The organism is Ulvibacterium sp., from assembly GCF_965228935.1.
Lineage (GTDB): Bacteria > Bacteroidota > Bacteroidia > Flavobacteriales > Flavobacteriaceae > Ulvibacterium.
Window position 1 is genome coordinate 4,352,183 of the sequence record NZ_OZ245846.1, and the last position, 25,023, is coordinate 4,377,205.

Consider the following 25,023-nt stretch of genomic DNA (forward strand, 5'->3'; position numbering starts at 1 on the left):
GAAAAAACCGGCATTAAACTGTCGGTTTTTTCTTTTATGAAATCCACATAAATCTGGTCATCCGTATTTCGCTATTTTGTATTAGCAAATTAAAAGTACCATTCCATTTCAATTAAGAATTTTATACGTACCAATGCCAGTTATGCACAAAACCCTCGTTATTTCGGTTTTATCGGTTTTTTGTCTTTCCTGTGGAAAAAAGGACTCCGGTAAACTGTTTACGTTGTTATCCCCCAAGGAAACGGGTATCCATTTCAAAAATATACTACAGGAGACGGAAGATTTCAATGTTTTTGAATATGGCTATTTATACAATGGCGGTGGTGTCGCCATTGGAGACCTTAATAATGATGACCTACCGGACATTTACTTCACGGGTAATATGGTCGGCAGTCATTTATATATCAATCAAGGTAATCTAAAGTTCAAGGACATCGCAAAAGAGGCAGGAGTATTCGCCGAAGGACTATGGAATACAGGTACCACCATGGCCGATGTAAATGGAGATGGTTTATTGGATATTTACGTATGTCGTTCTGCTAGTAAAACGGCTGCCAAAAGAAAAAACCTGCTCTTTATCAATAATGGTCCGTCAAAAGCCACTGGACAAATAACTTTTACCGAAAAGGCCTCGGAGTATGGAATCGACGATTCGGGTTACACGACCCAAGCCTCTTTTTTTGATTACGACAACGACGGTGACCTGGATCTTTACGTTCTAAATCATTCAACACAAAAATATGCAGGCTTTGGACAGATTACCGCTTCTTTAAAAGAACGAAAAAACGAAGCTTATGCCGATAAGCTCTACAAAAACGAAAATGGAACTTTCAAGGATGTAAGCCGGGAGGCGGGACTAGTTTCCAATGTTTTGGGTTTTGGGCTTGGTATCGCCATATCCGATATGGACAATGATGGATGGATGGACATCTATATATCCAATGATTATAACGAACAGGATTATTTGTATATCAATAACCGGGACGGAACTTTTACGGAGAGTTTGGAAAAGTTCATGGGCCATACCCCTATGTATTCTATGGGGTCGGACGTGGCCGATATCAATAACGATGGCTACACGGATATCATGGCCTTGGATATGTTACCAGAGGGCAACTTTCGCCAAAAAATGGTTACCGGACCCGATAACTATGATAAATATCAAAGGTTGGTTAACTCAGGTTTCTACAATCAGACTATGCGCAATATGTTGCAATTGAACAATCAAGGACAATCATTTTCTGAAATTGGCCAGCTCTCCGGCGTTTCAAATACCGATTGGAGTTGGGCTTCCCTCTTCGCCGATTTAAATCTGGACGGGAACAAAGATCTTTTCATTACCAACGGTTATAAGCGCGATTATACCAATATGGATTTTATTAACTATGCCGTACAGGAAAAATTAAACCAAAGAAAAACAGGAGAAAAAAAGGCTATCACTGAAATTTTGGAAAAAATTCCCGCTACGGTCGAGGAAAACTATACCTATCGCAACAATGGGGATCTGACGTTTACCAAAGTAAATTCAGAATGGGGTTTAGATCAAAAATCCTTATCAAACGGAGCTGCCTATGCCGATCTGGACAATGATGGAGATATCGATTTAGTTGTCAACAATATAGAGAACGAAGCTTTCATATATCGAAATAACAGTGAAGTGCTCACAAAGAATACATATCTGAAAATTCGGTTGAAGGGAGATGTTTCCAACACCTACGGTATTGGTACGAAAATCAATTTGCAAATCGGGGATAACGTTTTGACCCAGGAAATGATGCCCACAAGAGGTTATCAATCTTCCGTGGACCCCGCGCTCGTTTTTGGGTTGGGGACAGTCGATACCGTGGATAAAATAACCATTAACTGGCCAGGATCCAAAACGCAGACGCTCCGGGATATTGCTTCAAATCAAACGTTGGTCATTGAGCAAAAAAATGCAAGGAAGTTGAGTCTTGAACGAAAAGTTTTAAGTCCTACCTATTTTACCGATATTTCCAAAGATAGTTTGGTCCCCTTTGAGCATAGGGAGAACAATTTTGTCGATTTCAAACGTGAGCAGTTGTTACCCCACAAACTATCTACCCAGGGGCCAAAACTGTCCAAAGCGGATGTCAACAATGATGGACTGGAGGATATTTTCATAGGTGGGGCCAAAGGAAGCCTTGGCCAGCTCTACCTGCAAACCAAAACGGGAAGTTTCCGAGAATCTAATTCTCAAGTTTTTGAAGAGAACAAAAACTCTGAAGATCTTGGTGCATTGTTCTTTGATGCGGACAACGATGGGGATATGGATTTATACGTGGTCAGTGGCGGAAATGACTTTGATATGGACGCCCCTGAACTACAGGACCGTATCTATTTTAATTCCGGGACCGGTACTTTCAAAAAGAGCAAAAATTCCTTGCCGGAAATGTACACAAGTGGTTCTGTAGTAGTGTCGGGGGATTACGATGCCGATGGAGACCGTGATCTATTTGTGGGCGGCAGACTTATTCCCGGAAAATATCCTATTTCGCCACGAAGCTATATTTTGCAGAATGATGGCAAGGGAAATTTTAGCGATGTTACCCAAGAGATAGGCGCTGCCCTGGTCGACCCTGGAATGGTGACCGATGCGCTTTGGACGGATTTCAACGGAGACGGCAAAATAGACCTTATAGTCATCGGTGAATTTATGGGAATCCGTCTTTTTGAAAATTCGAATGGCAAATTGGAGGAAATTACCGACTCTTCAGGCCTAAACGATTCCGAAGGCTGGTGGAATACCATTGAACAGGCAGATTTTGATGCTGATGGCGATATGGACTACGTTCTGGGCAATTTTGGTTTAAATTCCCAATTAAAAGCCTCCGTCCAAGAACCTGTGGAGCTCTATTTTAAGGATTTTGACAGCAATGGTTCCTTGGATCCCATACTATGTTCCTATGTAATGGGCGAAAGCTATCCTGTTTTCTCCAAGGACGATTTGGTGGGGCAACTGAACGGGCTAAAAAGCAGATACGTCAACTATTCGGATTATGCCGACCAGAAAATCACCGATATTTTTACGCTGGAAGAATTGGCGGACGCCCAAATCCTGCAGTCCAAAAACTTTGCCACCAGTTATATGGAGAATTTGGGCAACGGACGTTTTAGGTTAGTACCCCTACCCTATCCCGCCCAGTTTGCCCCGATTTATGGGATATTAGTGCACGACTTCAATGAAGACGAAAATTTGGATTTGCTCATGGGCGGTAATTTCTTCGGAACACGGGTTAAATACGGAAGATACGATGCCAATAGGGGTGTACTTCTTTTGGGAGATGGGAAAGGAAACTTCAACCCTGTAAACAATTTACAAAGTGGACTTAATGTTAACGGCGAAGTCCGTGACATTGAGATGGTTGAACTTTCCAAGAATAGACAACTCATCATATTGGCAAGGAATAACGATACCGTTCTCACTTATAAAATTAATCCATAAAAATGTAAAAAGTCGTCATCTTTATTGCAACGTTGCCGAGGTAAATAATCGGGTAGAACTTCCGATACTTTGTATGGGTCGTCAATCCGATATAGGCCATCAGCTTAAGGGTATATTTAAAATATCAAGAGATTTCTACCAATGTTGAAAAAATTGCTCATTTTTTTAATTTTTAATTTTCAGGTTTTATCCTATGCCCAAATATGCACATCTTTTGTGGTACCTTCGGACGGAAATACCGATGTTCCCGTTGACACCCGAATCTCTTGGCAATCCGTCCCTGGGATTTTGGAATATATCATATCCATCGGAACCTCTCCGGGTGGAGGGGAAATCTTGGATGGCAGACGAGTTGGAACGTCCAATGCGTATACACCGCCTGTTGGCCTCCCCGAAATGACACAAATATATATCACTATTACCTTGGTTTTTGATAATGGTGCTGATCAAGTTTGCCAAATCGGAAGTTTTTTCACCGAAGATGTTCTGGTACCTCCCCCTTGTACAAGGCTCCGAAATCCATTTAACGGTGCTGAGGATATTGATCGCGATGCAAACATAATCTGGTTTTATGCCGCCAAGGCTAGCGGCTACTTTCTATCATTAGGTACCGATCCCAACGCTACTAATATTTTGAACAACTTTGATGTTGGACGCAATGTTTTTTATGATTTACCGGATGAACTACCTCCGGAGAGCACTATATATTCTCGGATAACACCCTATAACGAGAATGGAAACGCATCAAATTGCCCGATCGAAACCTTCAGGACGCGCCGCCTACCCGTTCTGGTAGAGTGTTCGCAAATAGTTAGTCCGGTTGATGGAAGTATTGATGTAAGCACGAACCCTGTTTTGGAATGGTCTACCTCACCTGGGGCAATTGGATATGAAATAACTATTACGGACATCATTTCAGGAGATGTTGTAATTCAGGAACAGGTAAATGTAAATACCTTGGAAACTAGGGCGCTATCCATAAATACGGAGTATTCCGTATCGATAGTTCCATTCAATACGGATGGTAATGCTGTTGGTTGTACGGCGACATCCTTTACAACTGTTAAGGGATGTGGACCATTTGTAGACCCCGGCACGGGAGAAGAGACTAGCCTGAAACCGGATGTGAATTTCCCCGATCAAATAGTAATTTGTTCCGAAAGCAATTCCCGAGTTGTGCGTTCGGAGGATACCGCCGATGGTTTCCGCTGGTACAGAATAAATTCAGATGGTACTGAAGAGTTATTGGCACAAGCAGCCGAAATAACCTTAACGGAAGAGGGCGATTATCGTTATGAAGCCTACAATACCGTGTCCTCCCCTCAAGGCCCATTTGAATGTGCAAGTTCCAAGTTTTTCCAAGTAATTTCTTCCGAAATTGGGAAAATTAGCGATATTGATATCAGGAGAAGGGCAAATGGTATTCGTATAGAACTTCGGGTGGAAGGAAGTGGGGATTATGAATTTTCACTCAACACCTCTGATGGCCCTTATCAGGACAGCAATGTATTTGAGGTACCTTTAACAAAAGTTACTATCTACATAAGGGATAAAAATGGATGTGGCATTTTAGAGCAAAATATTGAACCAGATCTGTTATTCGATGGATTCCCGAAGTTTTTTACTCCGAATGGCGACGGCAGAAATGATTTCTGGCAATTTCAGTCGACAGGTGAAGGAAACGATGGTTATCCAGAGGTTATTCACATATTTGACAGGTATGGAAACTTGTTGTTGCGCTTGGATCCAGAAACAAGGGGATGGGACGGAAACTTTAAGGGAAAACCCTTACCCGCTTCAGATTATTGGTTCATAGCCAAATCTGAAAACAATGAAGAGCTAAAAGGACATTTCGCATTAAAAAGATGAGCATTGGGAAATCGATTCCTAAATGGAATAGTTTTTATGCAATAAATGATAATACAAGTATTGGCCTGTAAAGTATAAATGCAATTTACATCTAGTGAAAAAACAACGTCCTTATGTTGCAAGAAAAAATAGAATATTAACTTATAAAAGTAACATGTACAAATGAAAAAACTAAAGCGACCCAAACATTTTGTACCCCTTCTTTTAGGTATCATCATGATGCCCTTTATGAACTATGCGCAATCCGTAAGCATAAAGGAAGAAACCCTGATGTTGGATACTTATGGGTTCCAAGACCCAGACCCCGTACCTATCTTGGCCGATAATCCCAAGATTTTTCCCTATTTCAAGTTTTATGGTTATGATCAGGTGTCCGAAAAAAGACCATGGAGGGTAGTCACTTTGGAAAACGACTATATTCAGGTCTTTGTACTTCCCGAAGTCGGGGGTAAGATATGGGGAGCGGTCGAAAAGGGTACAGGGGAAGAGTTCCTGTACAAAAACGAAGTGATGAAGTTTCGGAACATTGCCATGCGGGGGCCTTGGACATCGGGGGGTATCGAGTTTAATTTTGGGTTGATAGGGCATAGCCCGGATACCGCAACCCCGGTAGACTATGTGACCCGGGAAAATGAAGATGGCAGTGTAAGCTGTATCGTTGGGGCCATGGACTTGACGTCACGGACCAATTGGGGGGTCGAAATCCGATTGGAAGCGGACAAGGCCTATGTGGAGACCAAAGCTTACTGGTACAACGGAACTGCAGCGAACCAATCATATTACAACTGGATGACCGCCGCTGCCGTCGTGGCCGATGACCTCGAATTTATTTATCCTGGCAACCAATATCTGGAGCATAACGGGACCGCCCGCCCATGGCCTTTTGATAAAGAAGGGAGAAATACGGCCTTTTATAAAAACAATCGGTATGGTGGTTCAAAATCGAAACATGTGGTCGGGGAATACGAAGATTTCTTCGGGGGATATTATCATGATAAAGAATTCGGTTTTGGACATTGGGGCCCGTATGAAGAGATGCCGGGTCAAAAACTTTGGTTATGGGCCTTATCCCGAAACGGAGGTATTTGGGAGGATCTGTTGACGGATACCGATGGGCAATATATGGAATTTCAGGCAGGTCGATTGTTCAATCAATTTTCTCCTGCCAAAGCGGGAAATCCCATTACCCAAGCAAATTTTGATCCCTATGTCATGGATCGCTGGCGCGAGATATGGTTCCCCTTTAAGGAAATCGGAGGAATGGTAGATGCTTCTGAAGATGGGGTCCTGAATGTAAAACTGGAGGGCAACGAACTCTATGTTGGAGTCAACGCGCTACAGGATTTGAATAAAACGATTCAAATTATGGTCAACAACGAGGAAGTGTATTCGGAAAGGTTGAACTTGGAACCTATGGAAATTTTTTCCCAAAAGGCAACGGCAAAACCTTCCGACAAAATCGAGGTCACCATCCAAGGAAGCGAGTTACAGTTTATCAACGATGCGGAAAGGAATCGAATTAAAAGACCTTTTGATTCCGATGCAGATGCCAAACTTTCAGAAACCGAGCAACTTTATACGGATGGTTGGGAGGCCATGAAGTATAGGGATTATACCAAAGCACGTGATCTTTTATCCGAACTTTTGGAGCTTGACCCTTATCATCAAGATGGGTTGGTAAAATTGGCGGAACTGGAGTTTCGAAGAACCAATTTCGAAAAGGCACTTGATCATGCCAATACCGTATTACGATTGGACACCTATAATCCGGGTGCCAATTATTTTGCCGGCCTAGCCTATCAAGCCATGGATGATACTATAAATGCCTTGGAATCCTTGGGTTGGGCTGCTCGTGATATGAAGTACCGTAACGCTGCCTTCTACAAAATGGCGGAAATCTATTTGGCATCCGAGAATTATGACCGGGCAAAAAGGTACGCTCAAAAGGCTCTGGATTTTAATCGGTATAATCTGCACGCCCATTACATTCTTACCCTGGTCTCAAGAGAAGAGAAGAAAACCAAGGAATTCAATAGCCATATCGAAACCATCTTGGAGATTGATCCCTTAAACCAATTTGTATTAACGGAAAAGATGTTTATGGATTCCGTTGGTAAGGTCAATTTGGAAATCCATAATGAATTTCCGGAAGAGACTTTATTGGAATTGGCCCTACAATACTACAGCTATGGTCTGGAGGATGAGGCCCTTGCCGTCCTGGGGAAAGGTGAAACCACCAAAAACATGCTCTGGATCGCTTATTTGTTACGAAATACCGACAATTCAAAAAGTAACACTTTATTAAATGAATTAACGCAAGAGCCCATAGATTTTGTATTTCCATACCGAAGTGAAACCCTGCCTATCCTAAAATGGGCAGTTGTACAGAACAACCACTGGAAATTGAATTATTATTTGGCCCAGAACTATTTGGCCGTAGGTCTTGAACAAAAGGGAAAGGAATTGTTGAATTCCCTAAAGGAACAGCCTGATAGCGATATTTTCTATCGTTTCCGAGCGGAGATCATGGATAAAAATCCATATGCCCGGCGATTGGATGATTTAAAAAAGGCACTGGATCTCAACTCTTCAAATTGGAGGGTATGGGAGGAACATATTCAATTCTATTTGAGGCACAAGAAATATGAGGACGCCTATGCCCTATCCAGAAAAGCATATCGCAAATTTCCGAGCAACTATAGTATTGGTCTGTCCTACGCCAAGGCACTGGTAAACACCAATCGTCATGGAGAGGTGCTTAAAGTTTTGGACAAAATTCAAATCTTGCCCTATGAACATGCACGGGAAAGTAGGGATATTTATGAAAGGGCACATATGGCCGTCGCCATGGAACAGTACAAAAAAAATCGATTAACCAAGGTCAAGGAAGTTTTGGAAAAATCCAAGGAGTGGCCTGAAAATATAGGCGTAGGTAGACCGTACGGCCCCGATGAGCGGGAACAGGATTTTCTTTTGGCCCTGACCCTAGAAAAAATGGGCAAATCCCAAGAAAGCAAATCCCTTTTGGAAAATATCGTATCCTATACCAAAAGTTCAGATCAGAAAAATACGATCAATCATTTATATGGCCTGCTAGCGGCTAAAAAACTTAATGATGGCAGCTATGCTGGGGTCAGGGAGTATTTGAAGGGACTCATTGGTGAAAACCATACTACAGGCCAATTGGCTCTAAAGCTCGAACAAAATCCGAATACCACCCAAAATGGGAACGATATTCCTATGGATGTCTGGGAGTTGGCACAATGGTCTGCGCAGCAGGCGGCACCATAAATGGAACAATGTTATTTTATCGAATCGGTTTGATAACATAGCTATACGACAAATTGGTCGCCGGAATTTGATATTTTTCCAAGGCCATCAGGCCCCAGCTATTATCACCCCCTACCCCCATTTGGCGGTGATCTATATTAATGTTAATCAAATCCCGCTTTACGATATCAAAGGTATGCCGCTGTTGTTTGGTTTCCCCTGCATCAAAATCGGTATTGTATTGGTGGTGTGCACTAAAGCTAAATAATTCAGGGGCATAAACCTCTATACCCTTCCCCTGGCCATCAACAAATTGGATCCAACGAATATCGGTGCGGTTCCCGTTTTCCTGAGGGCGGATATAAGGGAAATACAAATCGGCTACCTGGGCCTCATACCGACCGACCAAAGCCGAAGTTTTCCTATCTTCATAATTCTCATGAGGGCCACGCCCATACCAGGTCACTTGATCGTATTTTTCATTGATAATAAAATTGTTTCCATATCGGGGCAGTACAGGTAGACTATTCTTGATATCCAGAAGTTGATTCGTAACCCTTATTTCGCCCTTATCATTGATATCATAAATAAGTTTGACTTTCCCGCCAACAGAGGGTAATCGATAGGTAGTCGTTATTTTAAGTTTATCATCATTGATCTCAAATGGATTTTCTGCAAGCTTTACCACATCAATAGATGCATTGTTCTTATCGGAAGTTACATCAAGCCCTACAAAATCCTGATTTTCCGAGGCACCTTTCCAGACCCCTAGTTTTTTGGGCATATTATACCCAAAATCATTATCGGTAGTTGATCTCCAGAAATTGGCGCGCATTCCCTGTAGCAATAGATTCCCATTACCATAATCCAAGGACGTTAATTCCCCTTTACCACTATCGAACTTCATTTCAAAACCCTTCCCCGAAATGATAAGAGTATTTTCATTTGAGGTAATGGAAAATCCGCTTCCAGAATCCTTGGTCTCAAAAACTTTCGGGGTATAATCCGAAATGGAAAATTGCTCATAGGCTACCAAATGGTCTTTGGGAACCAGGGCGGTTTTTATATTCGTCCTGGCATATACATTCAATAGATACTCGGCTCTATTCTTCTCCAGCTTAGGTTGGTCAATGTCCATTACCATTGATTCAGAAGGGTTCAACCCAATTTCCGGAAGGTCTCCGGAAGCCACTTTTCTACCTTCTTGCAACAACTCCCAACTAAGTCGGTATTCTCTTAGATTGGTAAAATCATAACCGTTGATAATCCTTATTTTTCCAGATTTTGCATCTTCTTCCCTAAATTTTATGTACTGATATACCTTTTTTAGTTCATGTAATAAGGGTTGGGCAGATCTGTCCGGATTTACTACCCCGTTCAAACAAAAATTTGCATCATTTTGAAGGTCATGTCCACCAAGATCACCACCATAGGCCCAGTAGGCTTCACCTTTTTCAGTTTCGGCCAACAACCCCTGATCCACCCAGTCCCAGATGAAACCACCTTGCAAAACATCGTATTTTTCGATTACATCCCAATAATCCTGAAGATTCCCAAGGCTATTGCCCATGGCATGGGCATACTCGCATTGGATCAATGGCCGTTTGGGGTTATCTTCCGCGTAAGCAACCACATCCGGAATTCGCATATACATCGGTGCTTGAATATCCGTGTTTTCATAGGCGGTAGCCCCTTCATACTGTACGGGACGCGTGGTATCCCTTGATTTTAACCAGTTGTAGGTAGCAAAAAAGTTTTGGCCATTCCCGGCCTCATTCCCCAATGACCATGTAACGATGGAAGTAAAGTTCTTGTCCCTTTCGAACATGCGTTTTGTACGATCCAAATGCATGGCCTTCCACTGAGGTAAATAGGCCGGGTGTACGGCCTGGGCCTCCTCATTATCATCCAGTCCCTGATTGGTGGCCCCCATACCATGGATTTCAATATTGGCCTCATCAATGACATAAAACCCATATTCATCGCACATGCGATAGAAGTGGGGATTCTTGGGATAGTGGCTACACCGAATGGCATTGAGATTATTTTGTTTCATCAAAGTGAGGTCTTTTAACGTTAAGTCCTCGGTTACCACATGTCCGGTCTTATCATTGTGATCATGAAGGTTGGCTCCCTTTATCAGCACGGGTTTTCCGTTGACCAGAAATTGAGTATCCTTAATCTCTATCTTTCGAAAACCGGTCTTGAAACTAACCGCTTCCATTAAGGTTCCATTGGAATCCTTTAGCTTCAATAACAACGTATACAAATAGGGCTTTTCGGCGTTCCAAGTTTGTATATCGGGAAGCTTCTGCTCAAAGGTGATCGATGATACCTCTTCTTCGGAGGTTACTTTTTTGGAACTGCCGAATACTTGGGTATCCCCATCCAAAAGTTGTATCTCCAATTCTTGATTTCCAGGATTTGCGATTTCCACGGAAAGCTGAAATAATCCATCGGTATATTCATTTTCCAAATCCGCTATTACCCTAAAGTCCTTAATGGTGGTCTTATTGGTAGCGTACAGATACACATCTCTGTTCATACCACTCAAGCGCCAGAAATCCTGATCTTCCAGATAACTGGCATCGGACCAGCGAAGCACCTGTATGGCAACGGAATTTTCACCGGGAATCACATAATCGGTAATATTGAAGGCCGCCGGGGTTTTGCTCCCTTCATTATACCCAGCTTTTTGCCCATTCACCCATACATACATGGCACCGCTAACACCCTCGAAATGAAGATAGATATCCTTGCCTTCCCAGTCTTTGGGAACCTCAAATTGCCGTTTATAGCTACCCACAGGGTTTGTTTCATGGGGAATGTAAGGTGGATTGGGAGGGAACATATAGGTTACGTTGGTATAAACGGGAATCCCGTGCCCTTGTATTTCCCAATTGGAGGGAACCGTTATGGTATCCCAACCTGAAATATCAAATCCTTTTTCATAAAAGTTTTGAGGACGGGCCTGTGGATTTTTTGCCCAATAAAAATCCCATGTTCCGTTTAACGACCGATACAAGGGAGAATTCTCCCAACTTTGGTTCTTCAATGCCCCCGCCACGCTCTCGTATCTGTAGAAAGAGGCCGTAGGTTCCTCCCGATTAATCTGAAAAATCTCAGGATCTTCCCATTCGGGATTTTCCCATTTTTCCGCTGTATAAACCGGTCGTTTATTAGTAGTATCACAAGATAATAAAAGAACGGAAACCGCAAGACAAAAAAGTACTTTATCCATAACCGCAATGTTTTATCGTTATTATCCTAAAGATAGTACAATGCACAAAAAAGCCCGCATTTATTGCGGGCTTAAAGTTCCTTTAAATTTTTTCTTAAAGGGCTCCCCACTCCTTAAGGGAGGCTTTGTTCATTTTTACATAATCGGCATTGTTCGCTTCCTCTGCCTTTTCCAAGGATTTCTTTGCTGTTGCAATGGCGCCTTTCTTATCTCCGGCCTTCGCCAAGATCAATGATTGTTGACGTAATTGCCAGAATGCAGGCTCTTCGGTCATGGACATGGCTTTGTCCATCCACTCCTTGGCCTGGTTAATATCCTTGTCTTCCATAAGATAGTATACGGCAGAGGCATAATAGTCTCCTGCAGATGGACCATTCAATGCGCGTTCAATACTTTTGGTCACAGCGGCATCCGTAGGTACCTCAATCGGTACGCCAACATAGGTCTTTTCCCAAAGCAGGCCTAAATTGGCCGAATTTGTCTTTAAATCATCCAAAGTGATGGTAAACGTTTCTACAGCCATAGGCAACGGAATCACTGGAACGGTTACCTTGGCCACTACTTTGCTGTCATCCCAATTTCTTGGAGTACCGCCACCTTGTGTATCCGTGTAAAAAAACACTTCCCAGGATTCCTTGCCTGGTTTTGTAAAAATGGAATAGGTTCCTGCTTTTACCGCATTACCGGCAATTTTTACATCATCACCAAAAGAGACTAAGGTGTACGCATTGGCACCGGTACGCCACAATTTGTCATAAGGTACCAAATCGCCAAAAATGGTTCGTCCCCTCATAGAGGGTCGGGAATATTCAACGGCAACATCGGTCAGTCCAACTTTTTGTTCCAATCGGGAAAAAGGACTTGGTGCCGGTGTATTTACTTGGGCCTCCAAAGGGAAGGAAAGGGCCGCAATAAAAAAGATAACTATTAATTTTTTCATCTGAATAAAGTTTTTGAGTTATGCACAAAACTAAATATAAACCAGAGCCCCGTTTGTTAAGGAAGTCTTAAATAAAAAGTACAGCAATCTTAGTTGCAAATAAAGGGTCTAGTAGAGGATTTGTTGCCGAAGTAAAAGGTAAGATAGTAAACAGAAGATTTCAAAGTGGATACATCAATTGTAGATTCTGGGATTCCAGGACGAATTTTATGCTGGACCCGCCTACCGGAGGTATCAAAAATGGAATACCCGTAAACGGATTCCGAGGTGACCAGTCTATATTCCAACATATTCGATCCAAACCTTTTAAAAAGGAGAAGCTCTTCCTTTATTTCTTCCGGATTATCTTCAGAATCTATTGGGTCATCCATAGGAATTTCATCACCGGCCTCCATACTTTGGGTATGGAAAGAAAAAAGACGGGGTTCTAAGGTTATCGAAGGATTGGTCCTAGAGAACATTTCCGAGGAAAGGAAATATGAATCGTTGTCTATATAGGTAATACCTTCAATTTGCGCCGGGCTTATATCTAAATTCAAACGTTCCATATTTTCAGTAAAAATAGTAGTTTGGGTTCCTCCTTGAACGCGAACCAAAAAAGGATTTAAGGTAAATGAATACCCTGTTAAATACAATTCATCGGTATTCGGATTTAATGTAGCACCGGTAACCAATCCATTTATCGGATATTCGCCCAACTTCTTGGCAACATATTCCCCAGGGGTCTTGGGAATTCCGTAGGCCTTCGTTCCAAAGGCCAACCATTGTTTGGTAAGCACTACAAGTTCATCTCCTAGGACAAATAGGGCTTCGGCATCCCAATCACTGTTTCCATTGTTCGAGAAATCTTCCTGGTCTTCATATTCAAAAGAAATAGTCTCTGCGCTGACCCTGTCCGAAATAGTATATTCTTCCTTGGAAATGCGGTAAATAGTTAAATCCCTTCGTATGCCCAAGTTGTTTCCAAAATCCCCAATATAGATATAAAGCTCGTCCTGCGAGATATCTTCCCAATCTACATTTTGGGCATTGGAAATAACAACTTCGCGAACCACCTGTAGGGAAGTTGTATCTATTTCAAATAGTTTCGCCTCATTCCCGGAGTCGTTGTGTGTAATTAATCGGCCATTATAAAAAATAAGTCCGGATGTTTCAGAAACTGTTCCAGGAAGTTCCCCAAGTGTTCGTATACCTCCTTGCGCCAGAAGAAAGCCGTGTATAAAAAGGAGGAAATAATATGATAGGATATCCTTCACTAGACTATTTTGTTTTCAATGTACAAAAAAGTACAAAATTGCATGATTAAACTAGATGATATTCAAGTATTTAGGTGTAAAAATCAATGGTTTTATTATTTGTTTAACCTTTTTATTTTTTTGTTAGACATTTTTGATTTTATATTTGTACAAACTACCTTATGAAACTGTACCAGCTACATTCCAAGCAGGCTTTACCCATTTCAAAGAAAAAAGCTTGGGATTTTTTATCAAGTCCATCGAATCTCAAAGTGATTACGCCAGACCACATGGGATTTCATATACTTACAGGAGCGGACCGTCCCATGTTTCCAGGTCAAATTATACAATACACAGTATCTCCTTTTCCCGGATATACCACCAAATGGGTAACCGAAATCACCCATGTCATCGACGGGGAGTATTTTGTGGATGAACAGCGTTTTGGGCCCTACGCCCTTTGGCATCATAAACATTTTCTGAAAACTATCGAAAGTGGTGTAGAAATGGAGGATATTATTGATTATAAGGTACCCTTTGGAGTTCTTGGTCAAATGGTACATCCCTTATTGGTCAAAAAGCAGTTGGTAAAAATTTTCAAATATCGGGAAGAAAAGCTTATCGAGCTTTTCGGGAAGGTGGAAGACGTTCCCAATGAATTATCCCTGAAATCTTTTTGAAATGAAGAAGAACATCCTTTTAATAGGGGGATCTCATGGTATTGGAAAATCCATAGCCCAGCTACTTCATGAAATCCATACTATTTTTATAGCCTCTCGTACCCAAGAGGGTCTGGAAAACGTCCAGTGCCAGTACATACCATTTGATGTTACCAGGGATAGTCTTGACTTGTCCATCCTACCAGAAGAAATACATGGTTTTGTATATTGCCCTGGGAGCATAAACCTTAAACCCTTTAAGATGATGGGTTTGGAAACTTTTGAAGCGGATATGAATTTGAATTTTCTGAGGTTGGTCAAAGTAGTGAAGGAAATTATGCCAAAAATGGCCCAAGGTTCCAGCATGGTCTTCTTCAGCACTGTGGCCGTAGGCAAGGGAATGCCATTCCATACCAGCGTTGCGTCTTCCAAAGGAGCCATTGAGGGGTTCGCCAAATCCTTGGCCGCCGAATATGCTCCTAAACTTAGAGTGAATGTGATAGCACCATCCCTGGTAGATACACCCTTGGCCTCAAAATTGCTCAACAATGAGCGAAAAAAGGAGAATATGGCCGAGCGGCATCCGTTAAAACGCACAGGTCAAGTTGAAGATATTGCCCATATGGCCGTTTTCCTTTTGAGCGACAAAAGCAGTTGGATGACAGGTCAGGTAGTCGGGGTCGATGGAGGAATGTCTACTCTGAATATCTCGTAATATGAATTCCAAAGTATCTATTTTTTGGTTTCGAAGGGATTTACGTTTGGAGGATAATGTTGGTTTTCTAGAGGCCTTGAAAGGTGATTTTCCTGTACTTCCCATCTTCATCTTCGATACCGAAATCCTGGACAAACTGCCCAAGGATGATGCACGGGTTACCTTCATTCACCAAAGGCTTCAAAAAATGCGCAGCATACTTCAAAATGAATGGGGAAGTTCCTTGGCCATCTATCGTGGAATACCGGAGACAATTTTCAAAGGCTTACTGGGAGAATATAACGTTCAGGGGGTATATACAAACCACGATTATGAACCGTATGCAAAAGAACGGGACAAACGTATTCAAGAATTATTGGAAAAGAACGATATCGGTTTTAAAACATTCAAAGACCAGGTCATTTTTGAAAAGAATGAGGTTATCAAGGACGATGGCAATCCGTATGTGGTGTATACCCCTTACATGAAGAAATGGAAAGAAAGGTTTAATGCAGATCTTATAAAAATCCACGATACCCTTCTGTACCTCCAAAATCTGATAGGACAAACCGAGTTACCAAATCTCTCCCTTTCAGACATTGGATTCCAAACATCTTCCATAAAGGTCGTGGACTATAATGTTGCTCCCAGTTTAATACAACGGTATGAGGATACTCGCAACTATCCCGCTGAGGAAAACGGTACATCGCGTTTAGGTCCACATCTACGTTTTGGTACCGTTTCCGTTCGGAAAATGATCAAAAAAGCGATTGTCGAAAAAAATGAAATATTTTGGAACGAACTTATTTGGCGGGAGTTCTTCATGCAAATCCTTTGGCATTACCCAAGAACGGTCACGGAAGCCTTTAAGCCAAAATACGATCGTATCGTTTGGCGCAATAAGGAAGAGGAATTCGAAAAATGGAAAAAAGGGGAAACCGGATATAAATTAGTAGACGCCGGAATGCGGGAACTCAATGAGACCGGATATATGCATAACCGTGTACGTATGTTGGTCGCCAGCTTTCTATGCAAACATTTATTGATCGATTGGCGTTGGGGCGAATCCTATTTTGCCGAAAAATTGTTAGACTATGAGATGAGCAGCAATGTGGGAAACTGGCAGTGGGCCGCTGGCAGTGGCGTGGACGCCGCACCTTATTTTCGGATTTTTAATCCGATGACCCAGGTCACTAAATTTGATCCGGGCGAAAAATATATTTCAAAGTGGGTTCCGGAGCATACTACAAGTACATATCCCCTGAAGATGGTGGATCATAGGGAAGCCCGGGAACGTTGCCTAAAGGTTTACAAAGACGCGGTAGGATGATTTCCCTTTTTTAGTATATTTAGAATTCGACCAAAAACCCAAGGAATGTCCAACAACAAGACCGTACCCACCGATGCCTCCGTCCAGGAATTTTTGGATAAAATTGAAGACGAGGACAAAAGAAACGACAGTTACGTACTCCTAAGTTTAATGGAGAAGATTTCGGGTGAACGCCCCGTTATGTGGGGGCCCAGTATTATTGGTTTTGGAAGTTACCATTATAAGTACGATTCCGGAAGGGAAGGTGATATGCTCAGCATCGGTTTTTCACCGCGTAGGCAAAATTTTTCATTGTACGTCGGTGCGGGCGCCAAACGTAATCAAGGCTTTTTGGCCAAATTGGGCAAGCATACCATGGGCAAATCCTGTCTTTATATCAAAAGATTATCGGATGTGGACATGCAGGTTCTTCAAGCATTGATCCGCTCAACCTATGAGTATGATAAAAAGAAATACAACAACTAATCCTATCCCATGAAAACACGAACGTTACTTTTAATTCTTCCTTTCCTCGGGCTTACGGCCAATGGACAAAAACTGACCTCCAGCAAAAAGGCCATAATCGCATCCGTTGAAAAGCATAGGACAGAGCTAATAGCAATAAGTGATTCTATTTGGGCCCTGGCCGAGACTGCATTTGAGGAGGACGATTCCTCGCGAATTCTGGCAGATTATGCGGAGAAAAATGGTTTTACCGTAGAAAGAGGTGTCGCCGGTATGCCAACTGCCTTTGTAGCCACTTATGGTTCCGGAAACCCGGTAATCAGTGTTCTAGGGGAGTTTGATGCCCTACCGGGAATCTCCCAAAAAGCTCTTCCAACTAAGGAACCTTTACATGAAGGTGCCGCGGGACATGGATGTGGACATAATCTGTTTGGAGCGGCAAGCCTCGGTTCCACCATTGCGGTTAAGGAATTGATGGAGCAAGGAAAGATCAAGGGTACGATCAAATTTTTTGGAACGCCCTCCGAGGAAAAGTTCTTTGGCAAAATATGGATGGTCAGGGAAGGATTATGGGACGGGGTGGATGTAAATTTAAGCTGGCATCCTTCCGCGGTAACGGAGGCCGATGTTCAAAGCTCCCTGGCCTTGGTCGATTTTAAGGTCGAGTTTTTTGGCCAGGCCGCCCATGCCTCTAGCGACCCCTGGAATGGACGTAGCGCTTCCGATGCGCTGGAACTTTATACAACGGGAATAAACTACTACCGTGAACATATAAAACCTACAGTGCGTATCCATTATCATATCCAAGATGGCGGCCAAGTGGTGAACGTCGTTCCCGACTATACCAAACTCTGGGTTCGGGTTCGCGATACCAAGCGAAAGGGAATGCTTCCGGTATATGAGCATGTACAAAAAATGGCCGAGGGTGCGGCCATCATGGCCAATGTGGATTACAAAATATCGCTTATTTCCGGTATTTACGAAGTTTTGGTCAACCGGGCCGGTGGCGAAATCATGCAGAAAAACCTGGAGCTTTTGGATCCCTTGACTTATACCGAGGAGGAAATCGCTTTTGGAAAAAAGATACAGGAAGCTACGGGCAAACCCCAAGTAGGCATGGATAGCGATTTAAAGCCGTTTGCGGAGACCAAGGAGCATCCCGGAGGAGGTTCAACGGACGTAGGCGATGTTAGCTGGAATGTGCCCAATATCAATTTAAAGGTGACTACGGCACCGAAGGACACCCCATGGCATTCGTGGGCCGTCGTAGCCTGCGGGGGCATGAGTATAGGACATAAGGGAATGGTACATGCAACCAAGGCCCTGGGCATGACCGCTGTGGATCTTTTTGAAAATCCAAAGCTGGTAGAAAAAGTGAAAGCCGAATTCAAACAACGTAAAGGCAATGAGGTGTACAAACCTATGGTACCGGAAGGACCTCCGCCAATAGGAACAAACTAATCTGAAAGACAATAAAAAAATGGAAGGTTTACAGTTAATAGATAATTCGGAAGCCAAGCGATATGAAGTTCATATTGATGGGCTTGTACCCAGAATAGAGTACATAAGGACCAAGGACAAAATTTATCTAACACATACCGAAGTCCCGCGGGGCTTGGAGGGCAAGGGAATCGGAACTTCCTTGGTCAAGGCGGTTTTGGAAGATATCGAAAAAAAGGACTTGACCTTGGTTCCCATGTGCCCATTCGTGGCCATGTACATTAAACGGCATCCCGAATGGAAAAAACTGGTTTTAAAAGGAATTAATATTGCTTGATCATGGCTGAACGAGAAATTGTAAAGAAGTACTCCAACGGAGAGTTGACCGTGGTTTGGAAACCCAAATTATGCATACATTCCGCAATTTGCGTAAATACGCTTCCCAAGGTTTATAACCCCAATGAAAAACCTTGGATCAAGGCTGAAAATGCCAGTACGGACGAGTTAAAAGCACAGATTTCCAAATGCCCTTCTGGAGCCTTAAGTTATGAAATGGACAACGAAGATGAACAAGAGGGTAAGGAAATGAAATCCCATATGCAAATTCAGGTTTCGCCTAATGGCCCTTTATTGATTCAAGGGAACCTATCCGTTACCTTGGCAGATGGCCGTATTGAAGATAAAAAACGGACTACGGCATTTTGTAGGTGTGGGGGATCGGCCAACAAGCCGTATTGCGACGGTACACATTCAAAAATTGATTTTAAGGATTAAAAAAGATGTTCGGACTATTCAAGAAGAAATCGGAAGTAGAAAAACTACAGGAAAAATATCAAAAATTGATGAAGGAAGCTTTTGATCTTTCCAAAAGTAATCGCTCCGCGAGTGACACAAAATATGCGGAGGCGGATGAAGTTCAAAAGCAAATCGAGGCATTGACCGCTTCCTCCAAGACCCGTTCATGACCGAAAAGGAAAAAATGCTGTCTGGGCAAAACTACGATTCAAGAGATGCTGAATTGATCGATCAATATCATAGGGCGCGGAAGCTTTTCCAAGAATACAATCGATTGGAATCCACGGAAATGGTTAGACGAAATGAATTGCTGGACAAGCTGTTTCACCATAAGGGAGATGGGGTTTGGATAGAGGCCCCTTTTTTTTGCGATTATGGGGAACATATCTCCATTGGTAAAAATACCTTTATCAATGCCAACTGTTTTTTTCTGGACAACAATAGGATTACCATCGGCAAAAACGGTCTTATCGGGCCCTATGTGCAAATCTATACGGCCCTGCACCCATTGAAGGCCTCAGAAAGGATTGTGGAAGATAAGGAAAAAGGAACGTCTTATTTAACATCCACACTTCCGGTTGTCGTTGGTGATAACGTTTGGATCGGTGGAAATTCTGTGTTGATGCCCGGGGTGTCCATTGGAGACAATACCACCATTGGGGCAGGCTCTGTGGTCACCAAAAACATGCCTGTAAATGTACTTGCTTTTGGTAATCCATGTAAAGTTATCAGGGAACTGTAAACCCGTTATTTTCCATTATCTTTAGGATTCCGTTAAATCGATTTAATCCAAAAAGATGAAGCTTTTCAATTTTACATTAATCCTGCTCCCTTTGTTTATGTATGCCCAATCAGAACAGATACAATCTACACTTGAGATATTTGACATTGAAACAAACGAAAAAAAAATAGTACTCCAAGAGCAAGCCCATTTTGAAGCCCCTAATTGGAGTTTGGACGGGAGTTATTTTATCATCAACCAGAATGGCCTGTTGTACAAAGTGGCCGTTGATGGCAGTACGAAGAAATTACTTCCCACCGGGAACCTCAAAAATTGTAATAACGACCACGGCATTTCCTTTGATGGGACATTACTGGCCATTAGCAACAATGATAAAATCGAGGGGGCTACATCGGGTACTTCGCGGATTTATACTATGCCCATTTCCGGAGGTACTCCAAAATTGATTACTCCGAATTATCCCTCGTATTGGCATGGCTGGTCACCGGATGGTAAGACCTTGGTCTATACGGCGAAGCGAAACGATAACTTCGACATTTTTAGCATTCCTTCCAAGGGAGGCGAAGAAAAAAGATTGACGGATTCACCGGGATTGGATGATGGCCCTGAATATTCACCCAACGGTCAATTTATTTATTACAACTCCATGCAATCCGGAAAAATGGAAATATGGCGGATGAAAGCAGACGGTAGCATCCCCCAACAACTAACGGACGATTCCTATTCCAACTGGTTCGCCCACCCTTCTCCCAATGGAAGATATTTTGTTTTTATTTCATATTTGGAAGATCAAGGGGATAGGCACCCCCCCATGAAAAAGGTAGCCTTGCGCCTTTATGATTTGGACAGTGGCAATATTAGGACCTTATGTGAATTTACCGGGGGCCAAGGTACCATCAATGTACCCTCTTGGGCACCGGACAGTAAACGATTTGCGTTTGTGTCCTATGAGGAAATTAAATAATGAATACAAATAAACATGGAAATCCGGCTGAAAATAGGTGCCTAAGCCTGTCGAAGGCACGTATCGGGCATAAATAAAACTGTGAAAGGCTATACTTATATTTTGCAATGTTCAGATGGGAGTTACTATACCGGAAGTACCGTAGATTTGGAATTACGAATACAGCAACATCAAAATGGGAAAGGAGCAAATTATACCAAAAGGAGATTGCCAATAAGTCTTTTATATGTAGAAATTTTTACTAGAATTGATGAAGCCTTTCGACGCGAAAAACAAATACAAGGTTGGAGCAGGAAAAAGAAAGAAGCTTTAACAGATGGCGAACATAACCAACTACCAAGATTATCAAGAAACTATACAGAATATGGGGTGCCTTCGACAGGCTCAGGCACCGAAATTTAGATAAAAATTGGGCCCGAATAGGAAGTAACCCGTCAAATATCTTGAAAGACAATTAAATCTATACACAATACCTCAAAACCGTAATGGATTAAACCCCAAAACCGCAACTCATGACAAGTCCCATAAAAAATAGTTTCCCGCTAGGCTTTCCCTGGCAGACCCAGGATCCGTTTTTATTTTGCGTATATCATTTGGACCATTATCCCAAAGGAAAGGAAGATATGTCCCCCGCTGCTTCTTTGGAAGGCAGGAATTTGGGGAACGACTTTACCCTAAAAGATGGTTGGCGTATGTATCATGGACAGACTATCCCAGGTTTTCCATCCCATCCCCATAGGGGCTTTGAAACCATTACAATCGTAAACAAAGGGTATTGCGATCATTCCGATTCCCTGGGTGCCGCCGGTCGGTTTGGGCAAGGCGATGTGCAGTGGATGACAGCCGGCAGAGGTGTACAACACTCGGAGATGTTCCCTTTGTTGTATACGGAAAAAGAAAATCCCTTGGAGCTTTTTCAGATTTGGCTGAACCTGCCCAAAGCGAGCAAATTTGTAGACCCCCACTTCAAGATGCTATGGCACGAGGATATTCCCATTATTGAATTTGAAGGGGGAACCGTAAAAGTGATTGCCGGCTCTTACTCCGGCACCAAGGCCCCTAAACCCGCTCCGGATTCATGGGCGGCAAATGTAGAAAACGAAGTTGCTATCTGGAACATTCATTTAAACGCCAATGCCTCCTATACCCTAGCAAAAACGGATATCCCCGTAAACAGGACCTTGTATTTTTATGAAGGTGCTGAACTTCAAATCGGAGGTGATATCATCCAGCAAAACTTTGGAGTTGAATTGGAAGCTTCCCAAGATACGGTTATCCAAAATGGGGAAAAAGAGGCATCCCTTCTTTTATTACAGGGCAAGCCTTTAGAGGAAACCGTAGTACAATATGGTCCCTTTGTTATGAATACTGAGGAAGAAATCCAAAAAGCGATGCAAGAATATCGTATTACCCAATTCGGCGGTTGGCCGTGGCCCTATCCGGACAATGTACATCCCAAGGAAAAAGGAAGATTTGCCCAATATCCAGATGGAGCTTTGGTAGAGAAATGATTACACCAAAAGAATCTTGATTTTAGGTTATGCTGATTACACCCTAACGATTTTAGCCCCAATGGCCCGTAGCCTTGTATCGATGTCCTCATAGCCCCTATCGATCTGCTCAATATTATGAATGGTAGAGGTACCTTTTGCGGATAATGCGGCAATTAAAAGTGAAACCCCAGCCCTAATATCAGGGGAGACCATAGTAGTGGCCTTTAAGGTAGACTTAAAATCGTGACCTATTACGGTAGCCCTGTGGGGGTCACAAAGAATAATCTTCGCTCCCATGTCTATGAGTTTATCCACAAAGAACAAACGGCTTTCGAACATCTTTTGATGGATAAGTACTTCTCCCCTCGCCTGGGTCGCTACCACAAGGATGATACTCAATAGATCCGGAGTGAGTCCTGGCCAGGGGGCATCCGCAATGGTCAGAATGGAACCATCGATAAAGTTCTGGATTTCGTATCCATCCTTATGTCTGGGAATAAAGATATCATCGTCCCTGCGTTCAATTTGGATGCCTAATTTTCCAAAAACCGAGGGAATAAGACCCAAATCCTTCCAACTCACATTCTTTATGGTCAGTTCACTTTTGGTCATGGCGGCAAGACCAATCCAACTTCCTATTTCAATCATATCGGGAAGCATGGTATGTTCGGTACCGGCCAGTTGATCTACCCCTTGTATGGTCAACATATTGGAGCCTATTCCTGAAATTTGGGCCCCCATCCGATTCAACATTTTACAAAGTTGTTGTAGATAAGGTTCGCATGCGGCATTATAAATGGTGGTCTCTCCTTCGGCAAGAACTGCGGCCATAACAATGTTGGCCGTTCCGGTTACGGAAGCCTCATCCAAGAGCATGTAGGTTCCCTTTAGCCTTTTGGCCTCGACACCGTAAAAATGCTCTTCCCTGTTGTAACGGAATTTGGCCCCCAGATTAATGAAGCCTTCAAAATGGGTGTCCAACCTTCGACGTCCTATCTTATCGCCTCCAGGTTTGGGAATATACCCCTTTCCAAAACGGGACAACAATGGGCCCACCAGCATTATGGATCCCCTAAGTCCCCTGCCATCCCTTTTAAAGTCGTCCGATTGCAAATAATCCAAATTCACATCGTCCGCCTTAAAGGTATATGAACCTTTTCCTTTTTTCTGGATCTTTACGCCCAGATCTTCCAACAACAATATCAGTTTGTTGACATCTACGATATCCGGAATATTGTGGATGGTGACTTTTTCAGGGGTCAAAAGAACGGCACATAGAATTTGAAGGGCCTCGTTCTTGGCCCCCTGGGGCGTTATTTCACCGGAGAGTCGGTGGCCGCCTTCAATTTTAAATGTTCCCATGTAGGATCAGGAATATTAATATCGTTTTTTACCGCGATTGTTTCTTTGGCTTTTCTTACTGGAACTGCTACGACCTGTCTTGGATATTCTGTTCTTAAGGAACTGTCCACTTTCCGTGAGGTTCTCATCTACCAAGTTTATCTGACCATCACTTAGCTCGTACAAGTGTTTGAATATTACCTTATCGTCCACGGTATCCTTGTTCCAATTTAGGTAGCACTTCTTCATGTGGTTGGCAATGGCATATTCAAGACCATCGCGCATATCGCCTTTTTCCCATTTTACGGCCACATCGATCATCCTTTTGATATTATTGCCATAAAAACGGTATTTGGGATGATTCTGGGGATACTCCAAGGGTTCCGGCCTTTGTTGCAGCACCTCTTTGGAGGTGATGGGAAAAGGAGATTCGACATCGAGCTTAAAGTCGGACATGATGAACAACTGATCCCAAAGCTTATGCTGAAAATCGGGGACATCCCTTAAGTGGGGCTGCAAATTCCCCATAACGCTTATGATGGCCTTGGCCACCCGATTTCTTTCGGAATCGTCCTTGATGGAAACGGCGTGATCCACCATCTTTTGGAAATGACGACCATATTCCGGTATGATCAACTTGGGGCGTTCCGTGTTGTATTCTAAATTCTCTACTGGATTCAAATTAAAGGTTTTAGCTTAAAAATTAGTATGGAGTAGTTCCTCGGGTATGTTTGCAAAGTAACAAAAATATCCCAAATACTCGGCTTATAGGGAAATTACGCCCTCCACCGTACCTACTTCCTTATATTTCTGGATAACCTCATCCGGGTTTTTCCTATTTACGGTTATGGATATACTGGTATATTTTCCCTTTTTTGATTTCTTGGATTCGATAACCGCCCCGGTATTGTCAAAAATACCATGTATCCTGTTTATCTTCTCGGTATCCGTAGGAACGATGAACTTGTACAAGTAGTTGGAAGGCCAGTCCGTGCTTTCCTGAAGCTGCTCCTTTAGACGGCTATAAAACTCATCGGATTTTTCATTATTCATGAAGAATGTTTTTGCAAAGATAATGCTTCGACCACAGATTTCTTAACCTA

At 42.7% G+C, this 25,023-nt stretch carries 21 protein-coding genes; 15 read left to right on the top strand and 6 right to left on the bottom strand.

Translation table 11 applies throughout. From position 1 onward, the window contains the following. Positions 1-142 precede the first annotated feature (142 nt). The 3 genes from ACO06Y_RS18395 (at position 143) to ACO06Y_RS18405 (ending at position 8,623) form a co-directional block, all read left to right on the top strand. The gene (locus ACO06Y_RS18395) at positions 143-3,463 is read left to right on the top strand and encodes a VCBS repeat-containing protein (RefSeq protein WP_422080493.1); all 3,321 of its coding nucleotides are present in this window, start codon (positions 143-145) and stop codon (positions 3,461-3,463) included. Positions 3,464-3,604: 141 nt separating this feature from the next. After that, the gene (locus ACO06Y_RS18400; RefSeq protein ID WP_422080494.1) at positions 3,605-5,332 is read left to right on the top strand and encodes a T9SS type B sorting domain-containing protein; all 1,728 of its coding nucleotides are present in this window, start codon (positions 3,605-3,607) and stop codon (positions 5,330-5,332) included. Between the two features lie 162 nt (positions 5,333-5,494). Next, positions 5,495-8,623, top strand: coding sequence for a DUF5107 domain-containing protein (locus ACO06Y_RS18405; RefSeq protein ID WP_422080495.1), 3,129 nt, complete (start codon positions 5,495-5,497; stop codon positions 8,621-8,623). 16 nt (positions 8,624-8,639) lie between these two features. On the opposite strand, the gene ACO06Y_RS18410 is transcribed toward ACO06Y_RS18405, so the two are convergent. The 3 genes from ACO06Y_RS18410 to ACO06Y_RS18420 form a co-directional block, all read right to left on the bottom strand. Beyond that, positions 8,640-11,843: a glycoside hydrolase family 2 TIM barrel-domain containing protein gene (locus ACO06Y_RS18410; protein ID WP_422080496.1), complete on the bottom strand. Its 3,204-nt coding sequence runs from the start codon at positions 11,841-11,843 to the stop codon at positions 8,640-8,642. 94 nt (positions 11,844-11,937) lie between these two features. Further along, complete coding sequence (locus ACO06Y_RS18415) at positions 11,938-12,783, bottom strand: DUF2911 domain-containing protein (RefSeq protein ID WP_422080497.1); 846 nt, start codon at positions 12,781-12,783, stop codon at positions 11,938-11,940. A gap of 89 nt (positions 12,784-12,872) precedes the next feature. Then, a complete protein-coding gene (locus ACO06Y_RS18420; protein ID WP_422080498.1) occupies positions 12,873-14,039 on the bottom strand; it encodes a T9SS type A sorting domain-containing protein in 1,167 nt (388 codons plus the stop codon). Between the two features lie 161 nt (positions 14,040-14,200). Between ACO06Y_RS18420 and ACO06Y_RS18425 the strand changes: the two genes are divergently transcribed. The 12 genes from ACO06Y_RS18425 (at position 14,201) to ACO06Y_RS18480 (ending at position 22,597) form a co-directional block, all read left to right on the top strand. After that, the gene (locus ACO06Y_RS18425; protein WP_422080499.1) at positions 14,201-14,698 is read left to right on the top strand and encodes an SRPBCC family protein; all 498 of its coding nucleotides are present in this window, start codon (positions 14,201-14,203) and stop codon (positions 14,696-14,698) included. A gap of 1 nt (position 14,699) precedes the next feature. Continuing rightward, entirely contained in the window at positions 14,700-15,392 is a 693-nt protein-coding gene (locus ACO06Y_RS18430; protein ID WP_422080500.1) for an SDR family NAD(P)-dependent oxidoreductase, read from the top strand. A 1-nt stretch (position 15,393) separates the two neighbouring features. After that, positions 15,394-16,701 (top strand): cryptochrome/photolyase family protein, encoded by a 1,308-nt coding sequence (locus ACO06Y_RS18435; RefSeq protein WP_422080501.1) that lies wholly within the window; start codon positions 15,394-15,396, stop codon positions 16,699-16,701. A gap of 45 nt (positions 16,702-16,746) precedes the next feature. After that, positions 16,747-17,166, top strand: coding sequence for a DUF1801 domain-containing protein (locus ACO06Y_RS18440; RefSeq protein WP_422080502.1), 420 nt, complete (start codon positions 16,747-16,749; stop codon positions 17,164-17,166). A gap of 9 nt (positions 17,167-17,175) precedes the next feature. Beyond that, on the top strand, positions 17,176-18,606 hold the full coding sequence (locus ACO06Y_RS18445; RefSeq protein ID WP_422080503.1) for an amidohydrolase: 1,431 nt from the start codon (positions 17,176-17,178) through the stop codon (positions 18,604-18,606). A gap of 19 nt (positions 18,607-18,625) precedes the next feature. Next, on the top strand, positions 18,626-18,922 hold the full coding sequence (locus tag ACO06Y_RS18450) for a GNAT family N-acetyltransferase (protein ID WP_422080504.1): 297 nt from the start codon (positions 18,626-18,628) through the stop codon (positions 18,920-18,922). Between the two features lie 2 nt (positions 18,923-18,924). Beyond that, the gene (locus ACO06Y_RS18455) at positions 18,925-19,359 is read left to right on the top strand and encodes a (4Fe-4S)-binding protein (protein WP_422080505.1); all 435 of its coding nucleotides are present in this window, start codon (positions 18,925-18,927) and stop codon (positions 19,357-19,359) included. Between the two features lie 5 nt (positions 19,360-19,364). Further along, complete coding sequence (locus ACO06Y_RS18460; RefSeq protein WP_422080506.1) at positions 19,365-19,550, top strand: Lacal_2735 family protein; 186 nt, start codon at positions 19,365-19,367, stop codon at positions 19,548-19,550. Beyond that, positions 19,547-20,122 (top strand): sugar O-acetyltransferase, encoded by a 576-nt coding sequence (locus ACO06Y_RS18465; protein ID WP_422080507.1) that lies wholly within the window; start codon positions 19,547-19,549, stop codon positions 20,120-20,122. The genes ACO06Y_RS18460 and ACO06Y_RS18465 overlap by 4 nt, the downstream gene beginning before the upstream one ends. A gap of 55 nt (positions 20,123-20,177) precedes the next feature. Beyond that, positions 20,178-21,086, top strand: a complete 909-nt coding sequence (locus tag ACO06Y_RS18470; protein WP_422080508.1) for a TolB family protein — start codon at positions 20,178-20,180, stop codon at positions 21,084-21,086. 81 nt (positions 21,087-21,167) lie between these two features. After that, complete coding sequence (locus ACO06Y_RS18475) at positions 21,168-21,488, top strand: GIY-YIG nuclease family protein (RefSeq protein ID WP_422080509.1); 321 nt, start codon at positions 21,168-21,170, stop codon at positions 21,486-21,488. Positions 21,489-21,598: 110 nt separating this feature from the next. Beyond that, a complete protein-coding gene (locus tag ACO06Y_RS18480; RefSeq protein ID WP_422080510.1) occupies positions 21,599-22,597 on the top strand; it encodes a pirin family protein in 999 nt (332 codons plus the stop codon). 36 nt (positions 22,598-22,633) lie between these two features. Here ACO06Y_RS18480 and murA read toward each other — a convergent pair whose 3' ends face one another. From murA to ACO06Y_RS18495, 3 genes are all read right to left on the bottom strand, one after another. After that, entirely contained in the window at positions 22,634-23,941 is a 1,308-nt protein-coding gene (gene murA / locus ACO06Y_RS18485) for a UDP-N-acetylglucosamine 1-carboxyvinyltransferase (RefSeq protein WP_422080511.1), read from the bottom strand. 15 nt (positions 23,942-23,956) lie between these two features. Continuing rightward, positions 23,957-24,601 (bottom strand): DUF4290 domain-containing protein, encoded by a 645-nt coding sequence (locus tag ACO06Y_RS18490; RefSeq protein ID WP_422080512.1) that lies wholly within the window; start codon positions 24,599-24,601, stop codon positions 23,957-23,959. 84 nt (positions 24,602-24,685) lie between these two features. Then, on the bottom strand, positions 24,686-24,973 hold the full coding sequence (locus ACO06Y_RS18495) for a DUF493 family protein (protein WP_422080513.1): 288 nt from the start codon (positions 24,971-24,973) through the stop codon (positions 24,686-24,688). Between the last annotated feature and the right edge of the window lie 50 nt (positions 24,974-25,023).

Coding starts and splice junctions, on each gene's coding strand:
- ACO06Y_RS18395 (WP_422080493.1), top strand. CDS start 143: ATGCACAAAACCCTCGTTATTTCGGTTTTATCGGTTTTTTGTCTTTCC.
- ACO06Y_RS18445 (WP_422080503.1), top strand. CDS start 17,176: ATGAAAACACGAACGTTACTTTTAATTCTTCCTTTCCTCGGGCTTACG.
- ACO06Y_RS18470 (WP_422080508.1), top strand. CDS start 20,178: ATGAAGCTTTTCAATTTTACATTAATCCTGCTCCCTTTGTTTATGTAT.
- ACO06Y_RS18400 (WP_422080494.1), top strand. CDS start 3,605: ATGTTGAAAAAATTGCTCATTTTTTTAATTTTTAATTTTCAGGTTTTA.
- ACO06Y_RS18430 (WP_422080500.1), top strand. CDS start 14,700: ATGAAGAAGAACATCCTTTTAATAGGGGGATCTCATGGTATTGGAAAA.
- ACO06Y_RS18460 (WP_422080506.1), top strand. CDS start 19,365: ATGTTCGGACTATTCAAGAAGAAATCGGAAGTAGAAAAACTACAGGAA.
- murA (WP_422080511.1), bottom strand. CDS start 23,941: ATGGGAACATTTAAAATTGAAGGCGGCCACCGACTCTCCGGTGAAATA.
- ACO06Y_RS18410 (WP_422080496.1), bottom strand. CDS start 11,843: ATGGATAAAGTACTTTTTTGTCTTGCGGTTTCCGTTCTTTTATTATCT.
- ACO06Y_RS18405 (WP_422080495.1), top strand. CDS start 5,495: ATGAAAAAACTAAAGCGACCCAAACATTTTGTACCCCTTCTTTTAGGT.
- ACO06Y_RS18415 (WP_422080497.1), bottom strand. CDS start 12,783: ATGAAAAAATTAATAGTTATCTTTTTTATTGCGGCCCTTTCCTTCCCT.
- ACO06Y_RS18465 (WP_422080507.1), top strand. CDS start 19,547: ATGACCGAAAAGGAAAAAATGCTGTCTGGGCAAAACTACGATTCAAGA.
- ACO06Y_RS18450 (WP_422080504.1), top strand. CDS start 18,626: ATGGAAGGTTTACAGTTAATAGATAATTCGGAAGCCAAGCGATATGAA.
- ACO06Y_RS18495 (WP_422080513.1), bottom strand. CDS start 24,973: ATGAATAATGAAAAATCCGATGAGTTTTATAGCCGTCTAAAGGAGCAG.
- ACO06Y_RS18480 (WP_422080510.1), top strand. CDS start 21,599: ATGACAAGTCCCATAAAAAATAGTTTCCCGCTAGGCTTTCCCTGGCAG.
- ACO06Y_RS18455 (WP_422080505.1), top strand. CDS start 18,925: ATGGCTGAACGAGAAATTGTAAAGAAGTACTCCAACGGAGAGTTGACC.
- ACO06Y_RS18435 (WP_422080501.1), top strand. CDS start 15,394: ATGAATTCCAAAGTATCTATTTTTTGGTTTCGAAGGGATTTACGTTTG.
- ACO06Y_RS18440 (WP_422080502.1), top strand. CDS start 16,747: ATGTCCAACAACAAGACCGTACCCACCGATGCCTCCGTCCAGGAATTT.
- ACO06Y_RS18425 (WP_422080499.1), top strand. CDS start 14,201: ATGAAACTGTACCAGCTACATTCCAAGCAGGCTTTACCCATTTCAAAG.